Raw genomic sequence first — 12,967 nt, 5'->3', positions numbered from 1 at the left:
ACGGGCGCCCTTTTTTCACAACTCTCAGCCTAGCAGCATCACCATTGCCGGCATCCAGCCGGTCGCCACGCCGCTGAACAGCGTGACAAAAGCCGTGGATCGGCTGATCGGCAGTTTCAGCGTCAGCAGCAGGAAAAACAGGAACCACAAAACGGCCCAAACGCCCCAGGAGACGGCAAGCCAGAGCTCCAGCCACCCCTGCGCGCGCCAGGTATCCTGAAGGAACACCGGCACCACGGTGATTGCCACGAACAGGCTGAACCAGCCGAGCCCGCGCCCGTCGACGCCCGTAATTCGATTATACCCGAACCACAGATAGGTTGTTGAAAACAGCAAGGTCAGCGCGGCGGATTTCACACCAGCCATATCCGTCGCGCCGGCGGCGCCCAGCAAGGCCACCGTGGCGGTGATCGCGGCGACCACCAGATTGATGATGATGATTTCCCGGTCCGAAATCCGGTTTTGCATCCACAGGCCGTTCAGGCACAAGACAGCCCCGACAAACAAAAGTGCAAGTGCGGTCAACATTCCGAATTTTCCATTGACTGAGTTGAAACGCGGTCACGCCGGGCAGGGGGCCCGGATCCCATGACCAAACAGCGGCGCATCACAGCGCCGCTGCCGATTTCGCCAGCCCCGTACGGGGAAGGGTCAGCCGTAGCTCTCCACGCTCATCCCCGCCAGCGCCGCCATGTTCAGCAAGCCGCGTACGGTGATCGAGGGCGTCACGATATGCGCGCGGTTGCCCATACCCATCAGGATCGGTCCGACTTCGATGCCTTCTGCCACGGATTTCAAGATGTTGCGCGTCGCCCCAGCCGCGTCGGTGTTGGCGTAGACCAACACATTGGCCTTGCCGGTCATGCGCCCGTCGGGGAACAGACGATCCCGCAGGACCGGGTCCAGGGCTGCGTCGGTATGCATCTCGCCTTCGTATTGGAAATTCAGGTCTGCGGCATCCAGAATGGCCAGCGCGCCGCGCATCACCCGCCCAGACCGGCTGTCGAGGTTGCCGAACTGCGACCCCGAACACAGGGCGATTTTCGGCACAATGCCGAACCGGCGCACATGGCGCGCGGCGGCGATCACCGTCTCGGCCAGTTGCTCGGCGGTGGGTTCGATATGGACATGCGTATCGGCCACGAACAGGGGGCCTTTTTCCAGCAAAACCAGGGACATCGCGCCAACCGGGTGCAGCTCGTCCGAGGACAGGATGTCGGTGATATGCTGCAAATGCCCGCGATATTCGCCGATGGTGCCGCAAATCATCGAATCCGCATCGCCGCGATGGACCGCCACGGCGGCGATGGCCGTGCTGTTGGTGCGCATGATGGCGCGCGCCAGATCCGGCGTTGCCCCGCGACGGCGCATGATCTGATGATACGAGGTCCAATATTCGCGATAGCGCACGTCGCTTTCGGGGTTGATCAGCTGGAAATCCTCATCCGGGCGAATTTTCAACCCGGCGCGTTCCAGGCGGCTGGTCACGACCTCGGGGCGGCCAATCAGGGTTATCGACTCGCCGGTTTCCTCGAACAGGGCCTGCGCCGTGCGCAGGACGCGCTCGTCCTCGCCCTCGGCAAAGACCACCCGGCGTTTTGCCGTGCGCGCCGAGGCATAGATCGGGCGCATGACCAGCGAGGACCGGATAACCTGCCCGCGCAACCCTTCGCGATAGGCGTCAAGGTCCAGCGCGCGCGTTGCCACGCCGCTCTCCATCGCGGCTTTGGCGACCGCATGGGCGATCGTCGGCAGCAAACGTGGGTCAAACGGCTTCGGGATCAGATAGTCGGGCCCAAAGGTCAGCGCCTCACCCGCATAGGCTTGCCCGACCGAGGCATCGGCAGGCTCACGCGCGAGGCCGGCAATGGCCTCGGCGCAGGCCAGTTTCATCGCCTCGTTGATCTCGGTCGCGCCCGAATCCAGGGCACCCCGGAAGATGAACGGGAAGCACAGCACGTTGTTGACCTGATTGGGATAATCGCTGCGCCCGGTGGCGATCAACGCGCCGGGCGAGGCCGCGCGCGCGATCTCTGGCATGATTTCCGGCGTCGGGTTGGCCAGCGCGAAAATGATCGGATTGGGGGCCATCTTGGCCACCATCTCGGCGGTCAGCAGGCCCGGCCCGGACACGCCCAGAAACAGGTCTGCCCCGGTCATCGCGTCATCAATCGAGCGCTGTTCGGTGTTCCGCGCGAACTCGGCCTTTTCCGCGTTCAGATTGTTGCGCGCCGTATGCACCACGCCCTTGCTGTCAAGCATGGTGATGTTGTCCTTGGGCACGCCCATGACCATGAACATCTTCAGGCAGGCGATCCCCGCCGCCCCGGCACCCAAGGCCACGACCTTGATTTCATCGGCTTTCTTGCCCGCAACGCGCAGCGCATTCATCGCCGCCGCGGTGGCGACAATCGCCGTGCCATGCTGGTCGTCGTGAAAGACCGGAATTTTCATCCGCTCTTTGCACAGTCTTTCCACCAGGAAACACTCAGGCGCCTTGATGTCCTCAAGGTTCACCGCGCCAAAAGTCGGCTCCAACCGGCAAATCAGATCAGCCAGCTTTTCCGGGTCGGTCTCGTTCACTTCGATGTCAAAGCAATCAATGCCGGCGAATTTCTTGAACAGGACCGCCTTGCCCTCCATCACCGGTTTCGAGGCCTGCGCCCCGATATCGCCAAGACCCAGAACCGCCGTGCCGTTGGAAATCACCGCCACAAGGTTGCCCTTGGCGGTATAGCGCGCGGCGTCGCTGGGGTTCTTTTCGATCTCAAGACAGGCTTCGGCCACGCCGGGGGAATAGGCGTTGGACAGATCGCGCCCGGTTGCCATCGGCTTTGTCGCGCGGATTTCCAGTTTTCCGGGCTTCGGAAACTCGTGGTAATCCAGGGCTTCTTGACGCGCGGCGGCTTTCTTGTCGTCTTGAGTAGACATCGTATCTCCTTGTTCTGGCGGGCAATACCGCGCGCCGAATTCGCCTTGATTTCACCATAGCCGGGATTTTTGCGCCGCAAACCAAAAAGATGTCGAGGGCATCAAAGAATTGCGGGCGGCACGGGCACAACCGCCGTCCCCAGGAGGCGTCAGAAATCGACCTTGACCGCCACGCCTTTGGCAATCGCCAGATCAACCACCGCCGAGGCGACGGCCAGATCCTGCAACCCCACGCCGGTGCCATCGAACAGCGTCACCTCGTCGGCGGAGTTCCGGCCCGGATGCGTGCCATTGATCACCGCGCCCAACTCGACAATTGCGGATTGCGGCACCGTGCCGTCGTTGATCGCGTGCTGACATTCGCCGATGCTCACGGATTGCGCGATTTCATCGGTGAACAGGCGGGCGCGGGCCACCAAAGCGGTCTCCACTTCCTGCTTGCCCTTGGTGTCGGTGCCCATGCAGGCAAGGTGCGTGCCGGGTTTCACATGCGCGTCCTTCAACACCGCCGCCTGACTGGAGACAATCGTCACGATCACATCGGCTTGCGCGCCCAGATCCGCCAGCGAAACGCTGTCAAACGGCAGACCAAGCTCAGCGGCGACGGCCTTGAGCGAGGCCAGCTTTTCCGGCGTCCGGTTCCACGCCACGATGCGCTCGAACGGGCGCAGCTCGGCCACGGCGCGCAGTTGGAACGCGGCCTGATGGCCTGACCCGACGATGCCCAGAACCCTCGCATCCGCCCGCGCAAGATGTTTGACCGACACCGCGGCCGCGGCAGCAGTGCGCAGCGCGGTCAGCAGATTGCCGCCAACCACCGCGCGGCATTTGCCGGTATCCGCATCAAACAGAAACACGGTCGATTGGTGGTTGGTCAGCCCCTTGGCCATGTTCCCCGGCCAATACCCGCCCGACTTCAGCCCCAAATTCAACGACTGCCGGTCGAACCCCGATTTGAACCCGTAGAGCGCGTCGGCATGGCCGATCGCCTCACGGATGACCGGGAAATTACAGGCCGTTTTCGCCGCCATCGAGGCGAACACCTTTTCGACGGCATCAAAGCTGTCCTTGCGGGTGATCAGCGCAGCGATCTCGTGTTCGGGGACAATGTACATTGGTATTTCCAGATTTAGCGAAATTCGGGGCGCACCCGGTCGATGCGCCCCGCAGGACCCTCAATAGGCTTTGCCCCGCGCCGAGACCGGCCAGACCACCTCGACCTTGCCGCCGCGCACGCCGACATACCAGTCATGCACGTTGCAGGTCGGGTCGCAGTGGCCCGGCACCAGCCGCAGTTTGTCATTGACCTTCAACACGCCCTTGGGGTCGGCCACCACGCCATGCTCGTCCGAGCATTTCAGATAGGTCACGTCGTCGCGGCCATAGACCGTCGGCAGGCCGCTATCGACCGATTGCGCCTTGAGGCCGGCGTCGACAATCGCCTTGTCGGCTTTCGCATGGCTCATCACCGTGGTCAGGATGAACAAAGCATTCTCCCATTCACCCTGGTCGATGCGCTGGCCGTTCTCATCCAGAATGCGGCCATAATCGGCGTCCATGAAAGCATACGAGCCGCATTGCAACTCGTTGTACACGCCCGAATTCGACTCGAAATAATACGAGCCCGTACCGCCACCGCCGACGATATCGCACTCCAGCCCGTTGCTTTTGAGGCCCTGAACCGCGTCGGCCACCTGCGCGATTGCCGCGTCCAGCTTGGCCTTGCGATCTGCGTACAGGTCCATGTGCTGCATGGCCCCCTGATAGGCCTGAAGCCCCGCGAATTTCAGCCCCGGAGCCGCGTCGATCAGCTTGGCGATATGCACCACATCCTGCGTGGTGCTCACGCCGCATCGCCCCGCGCCGCAGTCGATCTCGACCAGAGCCTCGATCTGCGTGCCGGCCGCCACGGCGGCCTCCGACAGGGCTTTGACATTCTCGGGATCGTCCACGCACACCAGCACCCGGCAGCCGAATTTCGGCATTTCCGCCAGACGCTTGATCTTGGCGGGCTCGGTTACCTGATTGGAGACCATCACATCCTTGATGCCGCCACGCGCGAACACCTCGGCCTCAGAGACCTTCTGGCAGCACACGCCGATGGCCGCGCCCAGATCCTGCTGCAACTTCAGCACGTCCACGGATTTGTGCATCTTGCCATGCGCGCGATGGCGCATCCCATGCGCCTTGGCATAGTCGCCCATCTTCTTGATGTTGCGCTCCAGCGCGTCCAGATCGAGGATCAGGCACGGCGTCTGAATATCGGCCTCGTCCATGCCGGGTTTTGCCGGAATGTCATAACCCACGTCAAATTTATCAAGGTTTACAGGTGCGTTCATCGTCAGGCTCCAAATTCAGGGCGCTGCCAGGGCAGCAGATCAAGGTCCACATTGCCGCCGGTGATCACCACGCCCACGCGCGTGCCGGCAAAAATGTCTTTGTTCTTCAGGATGGTCGCCAGCGGCACCGCGCTTGACGGCTCCATGACGATCTTCATGCGCTTCCAGATCAGCTTCATCGCCTCCACGATCTCCTGCTCCGAGGCGGTCAGGATGTCGGTCACATGGTTCGAGACGAAATGCCAGGTCAGGTCCTTGAGCGGCACTTTCAGCCCGTCAGCGATGGTCTCGGGCGCGTCATCGGCAATGATCTGCCCGGCTTTGAAGCTGCGATACGCGTCGTCGGCCTGCTGAGGCTCGGCGGCGTAGATTTTCACCGACGGGGCCAGATTGGACAGCGTCAGACAGGTGCCCGACACCATCCCGCCGCCGCCAATCGGCGCAATCACCGCGTCCAGGCCCGCCACCTGCTCGATCAACTCGTGAGAGCAAGTGCCCTGACCCGCGATCACGCGCGGGTCATTGTAGGGATGCACGAATTCCGCACCGGTCTTGGCCACCACCTCGGCAAACACCGCCTCGCGCGAGGTGGTCGAGGGTTCGCACTCCACCACAACGCCACCATAACCGCGCACCGCGTCCTTCTTGGCCTGCGGTGCGGTGTGCGGCATGACCACCGTGCAGGGAATGCCGCGCCGCCCGGCGGCATAGGACAGGCAGGTGCCGTGATTGCCACTGGAATGGGTGGCGACGCCGCGTTCGGCCTGTTCGTCGCTCAGACCAAACACCGCATTTGATGCGCCGCGCGCCTTGAACGCACCCGCCTTTTGCAGGTTCTCGCATTTGAAGAACAGCTCGGCACCGGTCAGCGCGTTGATATATTCCGAGGTCAGAACCGGGGTCCGATGGATATAGGGCTTGATCCGCTCATGCGCGACCAGCATGTCCGCGAGGGTCGGGATGTACATGGTGCGAAACCCTTCCTTATGCCGCAACACGGCGGCTTTTGCTGGAGCCGTGGCGGTAATACTCCTGTGCCGCCGCAACGCCTGCGCCAAGCGTAACATCAAGCCCCAGATCGACCATCACCATTTCGCCGTCGCCAGACCCGACAGCATCATGGCATCGGTCAGGCTGCCAAGATGGCCGATGCGGAACACCTTGCCCGCAACTTCGCCCAGACCCACGCCAAACGCCATGCCGTAATCGCGTGCCGCGACCGTGACAATGTCGGTGGCGTTGAAACCCTCGGGCGTGCGGATCGCCGACACGGTGTCAGAATAGAGATCCGGGCTTGCCGCGCAAAGCTCCAGCCCCCACGCCTTGACCGCCAGACGCACGCCCTCGGCAATGCGGTGGTGGCGGGCGAACACGGCCTCGAGCCCTTCGGCCTGGATCATCTCCAGCGAAAGTTTCAGCCCGTTCATCAGGCCGACCGGCGGCGTGTAAGGAAAGGCGTTGTTGGCATAGCCCTTGGCCATGTCGCGCACGTCAAAGAAGGTGCGCGGCAGTCTGGCGGTTTCCAGCGCGCCCATCGCCTTGTCGCTGAACCCCACGATCGCCAGACCGGCGGGCAGCATGAAGCCTTTTTGCGACCCGGTGACGGCGACATCGACGCCCCAGTCATCGAACCGGAAATCCATCGAGCCGATGGACGAGACGCCGTCCACAAACAACATGGCCGGATGGTTGGCCGCGTCCAGCGCCTTGCGCACCGCGCCGATATCCGACTTCACGCCGGTTGCGGTCTCGTTATGCGTCGCCAGCACGACCTTGATCTTGTGGCCGGTGTCGGCCTTCAGGATTGCCTCGTATTTCTCGGCGGGCAGACCCTGACCCCACGGCGTTTCCACGATGGTGACCTCGAGCCCGTGGCGCTGGCACATGTCGATCCAGCGGTGGCTGAACATGCCGTTGCGCGCCGCCAGAACGCCGTCACCGGGCGACAAGGTGTTGCTGAGCGCCGTTTCCCAGCCGCCGGTTCCGGTCGAGGGGAAGATGAAAATATGCGCGCTCTCGGTTTTCAGAACCGTGCGCACGCCGGCAAGGCAGGGGTGCAGGATCTTGCCAAACACCGGCGAGCGGTGGTCGATGGTCGGCATGGTGCACGCTTGCCGGATCGCCTCTGGCATGTTGGTCGGGCCGGGAATGAAAACGGGATTCTGAAAGCTCATGACGTGTTCCTCTGCTGGGCTGTGCCAACAATAGAACCGCCGATATTTTTTCACAATTTTTTTGATAGCGAAAATAATTTGGCAACGATGTGTATAAAGTCAAATTAAAACAACAAGATACAGTTTTTCATTGAAATATGGCACTTTCAGGTGATATTTGAAGGTACTGACGAAACCATAGGGAAATGCGAAAATGGCGCGTGATGCCCGCAATCTTGGACGCCCCCGGAAATTTCAGGATTCCACGGGCCAAAACACCATTCAGGCCGTTGATCGCGCGATCGACGTGCTCGAGGTGCTGGCCGAAGGGGGGACCATGACCCTGACCGAGATCGCCACCGTCATGGATCAATCTCCGGCCACGCTGTACCGCGTCCTGACAACCTTCGAGGCGCGCGGCATGGTCGAGCGTGACTCGCTGACCCAGGAATGGTCGGTCGGGGCCAGCACGTTTCGCATCGGCGCCACGTTTCTCAGGCGCAGCAATGTGATTGCCCGCGCCTTGCCCGCCATGCGCGCCTTGATGGAGGCCACCGGCGAGACCTCGAATCTGGGGATCGAGAAATCCGACATGGTGATCTTTCTCAGCCAGGTCGAAACCCATGAATCGATCCGCGCCTTTTTCCCGCCGGGCACACAGGCGCCGATGCATGCCTCGGGGATCGGCAAGGCGTTGTTGAGCACGTTTTCCGAGGAACGCTTGCGCCGGTTCTTGCGCGCTTGCCCCTTTACGCGCTTCACCGCGCAGACCATCGTCTCCAGGGACGGGTTCCTGGCCGAGGTGGACCAGATCCGCCGCCAAGGCTACGCCTTTGACAACGAAGAGAAAAGCTACGGTATGCGTTGCATCGCCGCGCCGATTGTCAGTTTTCAGGGGCAGGCGGTGGCGGGGATCTCCATTTCCGGCCCCTCGCACCGCGTCACGCCCGACACCGTTGAACGCTTTGGCGCGCTGGTCAAAGCGGCGGGCGAGGAGGTGTCGCGCAGCCTTGGCGCCGCGCCCTGAGGCATCGCGCGCCCGCGCCGTACCGGGCGGTCAGCGCGGTGCCATGCGGTCCGAGATCGGCGCGTCATCCGCCGCCGTTTCCAGCAGCCATTCACAGAACGCGCGGACCTTGGCCCGGCGCAAATGGGTGTGCGGGCAGACCAGCCAATAGGCCATATCGGTTTTCACCGCGAGGTCAAACGGCTTGATCAGACGACCCGTCCTGAGGTCCGAGGCAACCGCAGAATGACTGACCAGCGCCACGCCCTTGCCGTTGATCGCGGCCTCGATGGCCATGGTTTCGACGGAAAATTGCGGGCCGCGCGCGACGTCCAGATCCTCCAACCCGGCGGCCTTGGCCCAGATTTCCCATGTTGGCGAATACGCGGTCAGTTTGCCCCAATCGACATGCAACAGGCGATGATCTTTCAAATTATCCAGTGTGTTCAAGGGCCTGTCACCCTCCAGCAGCATCGGGCTGCAAACCGGGCTGACCTCTTCGCCAAAAATCCGCGCCACATGCAGCCCCGGATAATCCCCCAGGCCAAGACGAATGCTCACATCAATGCCGTCGCGATCAAAGTCGCGCATCTCCAGTGACGCATCGAGGCGCACGTCGATATCCGGGTAACGGGAGGAAAAATCCGTCAGGTGCTGCACCAGCCACTTGATCGCAAAGGTCGGTGCGCTGCTGACCGTCAGCAATCCGGTTTCCTCCTCGCGCGCCAGACGTTCCACGGCCTCGGCCAGCTTGTCGAACCCGTCGGTCACCAAGGGCAGCACGGTTTTCGCCTCGTCGGTCAGTTGCACGGCCCGCGTCATGCGGCGAAACAGCGGTGTGCCGAGGAAAACCTCCAACTGCTTGATCTGCTGGCTGATCGCCGCAGGGGTCACGAACAACTCGTCCGCGGCCTTAGAAAAACTCAACCATCGCGCGGCGGCTTCGAAGGCTTGCAAGGATTTCAAGGGCGGTAGGCGGCGCATTGGGCAGACCTTGATGTGTACGGCGTAGTTTTTCTAATCTGTCACAATAGAAACCATCGTTTGTGCTGCGTGTCCATACCCCGTAGACACAAAGGGCGAGATACCCGCTAACCCCGACCCCCAGTTAACCCCGAACCGGAGATGCCCCCATGAACACGCATTTGCCAAACACGTCGCTCTCACTCTCGATGATGGTATCGGAGGCTGCCTTTCGGGTCATCACCAGCGTCGAGCAAGTCGCTCTGTTCGGCGGACGCCTGCTGCGCATCAAAGCCTGAGCCAGCGGCGTTTGAACGCCAAAAAGTCGCGGCAGCCCAAGGGGGCTGCCGCTTTCATTTGTATCTTAGCCCTCATATTCGGGCTTGGCTTCAAGCGCTTCCTCCGAGCTGTCGATATAGACGCGCAGGTCGCCGCCGTCATCGGCCCGGATGATCGTCAACTCGTCAAACGATACGGCAACCGGGCGCTCGCCCATGCCCAGGAACCCGCCGACGTCGATCACCGCCCGATCAATCGTGCCATCGGTCGTCATCAGAAGCTGACTGATTTCGCCGACATCTTCATCGCCAAGGCCGTATACGCGCGCGCCCGTCAGGTCCTCGGTGGTCAGGTCGTTGATCACCACGGTGCGATAGCCGTCACGCTCGATCATAGGGGCCATGACCCGTGTCTGATCGTTGTCATGGTCCATATCAGCGCGCTCATAGGCCGCCGCTTCCATGATGCCCTCGGCATTGGCGTTGATGACCAGAAAGTAATCCTCCGGATCATCGCCGTCTGACACAAAGCGCAGGTCACCCATGTTCACGGCAACGTCTTTTTCACCGATCCCCAGGAAGCCGCCGACGCCGACGATCACCGATTGCACCGTGCCGTCGCGCGTCAGGATGATCTCGTTGATCTCGCCGATATCATCCCACGCCGTGGCTTGGTCGGCGGTCACCGACGTGGTGCCCTCCAGGCTGGCTTCGGTGGCATAGACGCGCGCGCCGATGATGTCCGAGGCATTCAGGTTGATGGCGGCGTTGAATGGCGCGGTCGAGAACATCGCCATATGGCCTTCTGCCATCGCCGAGGTGCCAAGGAAAAGGGCAATCGCGGTTGTGGTCATGAAGCGTTTCATCATGTATCTCCTTTGAGGTCGTTGTTGATGTGAAAAGAACCGACAGTTGAACGAAAGGTTCCTTGTAAGGCGCGGAAAAATAACAATTATAATTCCGTGCAAGACGGGCACACCGCATCCTTCGGACCCCGGGAAAGGGGTCCGTCGCGTGGCAAAACATGGTGAGTTCGGCGTCCGTCCGGGTCTTTCGCCGTGACACCTTCAAGGCGCAATCCGGAACCCCGTGCGCGTGTCGGTCACGGCGGGCCGGCAGCCGGTTTGGCCTGTCGCCGGCGATGTCAGATCGCGCGGCGACATGAGCCAGGATCGCTGCCAGGCCCGGTTTGATTTACGAGTTGTCTTTCATCCAGGATTCCACCTCCTTCTTGGCGGCCTCCTTGGTCTTGCCGTAGCGCTTTTGCACCAAACCTTCGAGCTGCTCACGTTCGCCCGCAGCTTGGTCCAGCTCGTCATCGGTCAGCTCACCCCATTTTTCGCGGGCCTTGCCTTTCATGACTTTCCATTCGCCTTTGACTTGATCCCAGTTCATAGCAATCTCCTTCAAGGTTGCGGCCGCAACGCCATTTCAACGTTTGGCCTGTGCTGAGAGAACCGGGCAGACGGCAAACCGTTCCGGATTTTCGCGCAAAGAAATGTGTGTTTTGGGCGGGAACCAATTGCCGCCTCGCGGGTTGGACATGTTTGGACCTGGAGTCAGATCATGCGTCTCACATATGCGATCGCCACCGCCTGCCTTGCCTTGAGTTTGTCGCCCGCAGCGGCGGAACAGGTGGGCGAGGTCGATGTCGATTGGCTTGGTAATGACATCATCATCGAGGCCTTCGCGGACCCCGAGGTTCAAGGCGTAACCTGTCATGTCGCGTATTTCGAGCGCGGCATCATTGACCGGTTGCAGAACGGCAACTGGTTCGAGGACCCGTCGAACGCGGCGGTCTCGTGCCGCCAGACCGGTCCGATTGTGATCGGCGATATTGATCGCAGCCCCGAAGGCGAGAGCATTTTTTCTGAAAGACGCTCAATTGTCTGGAAAACCCTGCGCGTCACACGGATTTTTGACGAGGCCAATCAGACGCTGATCTATCTCGCGCACGCTTCGGAGCTGCAAGAGGGGTCGGCCAAGATGTCGATCTCGACGGTTCCGCTCTTTGTGCCAACCGCCACGGCGCCCGCCGAACAGCAATAGGGTCGGTCCGCGCGCTGCCTGACTCGCGTCCGCGTGCCGTCATCGGCCATTGCGCGCCCGGCAAACCGATTGCGCGAAGGGCAAAAACCCGTCAGCACAACCAAGACATCACGCCCGAAACCGCGCCGGGCTTGATTCAGCGCGGCCAAGGTTCGGATCGGATTGTAAACTGGTGCCGGTTGAGGGACTCGAACCCCCGACCTTCGGTTTACAAAACCACTGCTCTACCAACTGAGCTAAACCGGCGCAGCGCCTCTTTAGCGGCAAATGTTTTGCGACTCAAGCACCAAGAAATATCAAATCTTTGGTCCACTCTTGCGTTGCCGCGTGCCGTCGCGATAAGCCCCTTGCATGGAAATTGCACTTCATCTTGGCGCGCATCTGACCGACGAGAACAAGCTCATGCGCAATCTCGTGCGCAACCGGGATTTGTTGGCTGCCGAGGGGATCGCCGTGCCCGGTCCTGGTCTCTATCAGCAACAATTGCTGGTGCTGGCGCGCGAAATGCGCGACCAGCCCACCAGCGAGGAAACCCAGGAAACACTGCTCGACGGGTTGCTGGAGTCCGATAATGTCCGCCGCACCGTGTTTTCCCTCGAGAACCTGCTGGCGCCGCCCAATTGGGTGATCGAGGGCGGGCGTTTTTATCCCCGGGCGGGCGAACGCATCGCCGAGTTTTGCCGGCTTTTCCCCGCCGCCAAGGTGCAGGTCTATCTGGCGGTGCGAAGCCCGGCGACCTTCTTGCCCGCCTTGATCAAGCGCCAGCGCGGCGGCGGTCGCGATGCGGCGTTGACGGATATTGACCCCGCCTCCATGCGCTGGTCCGAAGTGATCGCGCAGATCAAGGATTCGGTGCCCGAGGTGCCGATCACGATCTGGACCGACGAGGACACGGCGTTGCTGTGGCCCGAGGTTCTGCGCGCGGTATCCGGCCATCAACCGACCACGACCCTTGTCGGTTGGTTCGCGTGGTATTGGGACATGATGACCCCCAAGACGCACGAGGCCATGCGGCGCTATTTTGCCAGGAACCCGATCACCGATGACCTTCATCGCCGCAAGGTTCTCAGCGCGATGCTGGAAAAATTCGCCAGGCCCGAAAGTCTGGAAGTCGACGCCACGTTGCCCGGTTGGAACGATGCCTATGTCGAGGTTCTGACCGAGATTTATGAGCAGGATCTGGATCTGATCGCGTCTTTTCCCGGTGTTACGCTGCTGGAACCCTAGACGCATAGCGCGCCGACCGGG

At 61.5% G+C, this 12,967-nt stretch carries 12 protein-coding genes, 1 tRNA gene and 1 pseudogene; 4 read left to right on the top strand and 10 right to left on the bottom strand.

What is annotated here, in order from left to right:
* Positions 1–24 precede the first annotated feature (24 nt).
* From VDQ28_RS16665 to bhcA, 6 genes and pseudogenes are all read right to left on the bottom strand, one after another.
* Positions 25–528 carry an AmiS/UreI family transporter gene (locus VDQ28_RS16665; RefSeq protein WP_323036997.1) on the bottom strand — a complete coding sequence of 168 codons (504 nt, stop codon included), beginning with the start codon at positions 526–528 and terminating at the stop codon, positions 25–27.
* 123 nt (positions 529–651) lie between these two features.
* On the bottom strand, positions 652–2,931 hold the full coding sequence (locus VDQ28_RS16660; RefSeq protein ID WP_323036996.1) for an NADP-dependent malic enzyme: 2,280 nt from the start codon (positions 2,929–2,931) through the stop codon (positions 652–654).
* Between the two features lie 149 nt (positions 2,932–3,080).
* Positions 3,081–4,046 (bottom strand): iminosuccinate reductase BhcD, encoded by a 966-nt coding sequence (bhcD, locus tag VDQ28_RS16655; protein ID WP_323036995.1) that lies wholly within the window; start codon positions 4,044–4,046, stop codon positions 3,081–3,083.
* Between the two features lie 60 nt (positions 4,047–4,106).
* Positions 4,107–5,270, bottom strand: coding sequence for a 3-hydroxy-D-aspartate aldolase BhcC (gene bhcC / locus VDQ28_RS16650; protein WP_323036994.1), 1,164 nt, complete (start codon positions 5,268–5,270; stop codon positions 4,107–4,109).
* Between the two features lie 2 nt (positions 5,271–5,272).
* Positions 5,273–6,238 carry a beta-hydroxyaspartate dehydratase BhcB gene (gene bhcB, locus VDQ28_RS16645; protein WP_323036993.1) on the bottom strand — a complete coding sequence of 322 codons (966 nt, stop codon included), beginning with the start codon at positions 6,236–6,238 and terminating at the stop codon, positions 5,273–5,275.
* Between the two features lie 16 nt (positions 6,239–6,254).
* Positions 6,255–7,444, bottom strand: a pseudogene (gene bhcA, locus VDQ28_RS16640) (L-aspartate--glyoxylate aminotransferase BhcA).
* 193 nt (positions 7,445–7,637) lie between these two features.
* Here bhcA and bhcR point away from each other — a divergent pair.
* Positions 7,638–8,450 (top strand): HTH-type transcriptional regulator BhcR, encoded by an 813-nt coding sequence (gene bhcR / locus VDQ28_RS16635; protein ID WP_323036992.1) that lies wholly within the window; start codon positions 7,638–7,640, stop codon positions 8,448–8,450.
* A 30-nt stretch (positions 8,451–8,480) separates the two neighbouring features.
* On the opposite strand, the gene gcvA is transcribed toward bhcR, so the two are convergent.
* The gene (gene gcvA, locus VDQ28_RS16630) at positions 8,481–9,413 is read right to left on the bottom strand and encodes a transcriptional regulator GcvA (protein WP_323036991.1); all 933 of its coding nucleotides are present in this window, start codon (positions 9,411–9,413) and stop codon (positions 8,481–8,483) included.
* 149 nt (positions 9,414–9,562) lie between these two features.
* On the opposite strand from gcvA, the gene VDQ28_RS16625 reads away from it, so the two are divergent.
* Positions 9,563–9,691 (top strand): hypothetical protein, encoded by a 129-nt coding sequence (locus VDQ28_RS16625; RefSeq protein WP_323036990.1) that lies wholly within the window; start codon positions 9,563–9,565, stop codon positions 9,689–9,691.
* A 65-nt stretch (positions 9,692–9,756) separates the two neighbouring features.
* On the opposite strand, the gene VDQ28_RS16620 is transcribed toward VDQ28_RS16625, so the two are convergent.
* Together VDQ28_RS16620 and VDQ28_RS16615 are read right to left on the bottom strand one after the other, a co-directional pair.
* Positions 9,757–10,536 (bottom strand): PRC-barrel domain-containing protein, encoded by a 780-nt coding sequence (locus VDQ28_RS16620; RefSeq protein WP_323036989.1) that lies wholly within the window; start codon positions 10,534–10,536, stop codon positions 9,757–9,759.
* 328 nt (positions 10,537–10,864) lie between these two features.
* Entirely contained in the window at positions 10,865–11,065 is a 201-nt protein-coding gene (locus VDQ28_RS16615; protein WP_323036988.1) for a CsbD family protein, read from the bottom strand.
* 171 nt (positions 11,066–11,236) lie between these two features.
* Here VDQ28_RS16615 and VDQ28_RS16610 point away from each other — a divergent pair, with 171 nt between their 5' ends.
* The gene (locus tag VDQ28_RS16610; RefSeq protein WP_323036987.1) at positions 11,237–11,719 is read left to right on the top strand and encodes a CreA family protein; all 483 of its coding nucleotides are present in this window, start codon (positions 11,237–11,239) and stop codon (positions 11,717–11,719) included.
* A 170-nt stretch (positions 11,720–11,889) separates the two neighbouring features.
* On the opposite strand, the gene VDQ28_RS16605 is transcribed toward VDQ28_RS16610, so the two are convergent.
* Positions 11,890–11,965: transfer RNA gene (locus VDQ28_RS16605), tRNA-Thr, on the bottom strand.
* Positions 11,966–12,070: 105 nt separating this feature from the next.
* Between VDQ28_RS16605 and VDQ28_RS16600 the strand changes: the two genes are divergently transcribed.
* Positions 12,071–12,946, top strand: a complete 876-nt coding sequence (locus VDQ28_RS16600) for a hypothetical protein (RefSeq protein ID WP_323036986.1) — start codon at positions 12,071–12,073, stop codon at positions 12,944–12,946.
* Positions 12,947–12,967: the final 21 nt, after the last annotated feature.

Origin of the sequence: Pararhodobacter sp. (genome assembly GCF_034676545.1) — a bacterium.
Taxonomy (GTDB): domain Bacteria; phylum Pseudomonadota; class Alphaproteobacteria; order Rhodobacterales; family Rhodobacteraceae; genus Pararhodobacter.
The sequence above is the reverse complement of the archived record's forward strand: the minus strand, read 5'-3'. Positions and strand labels throughout refer to the sequence as shown.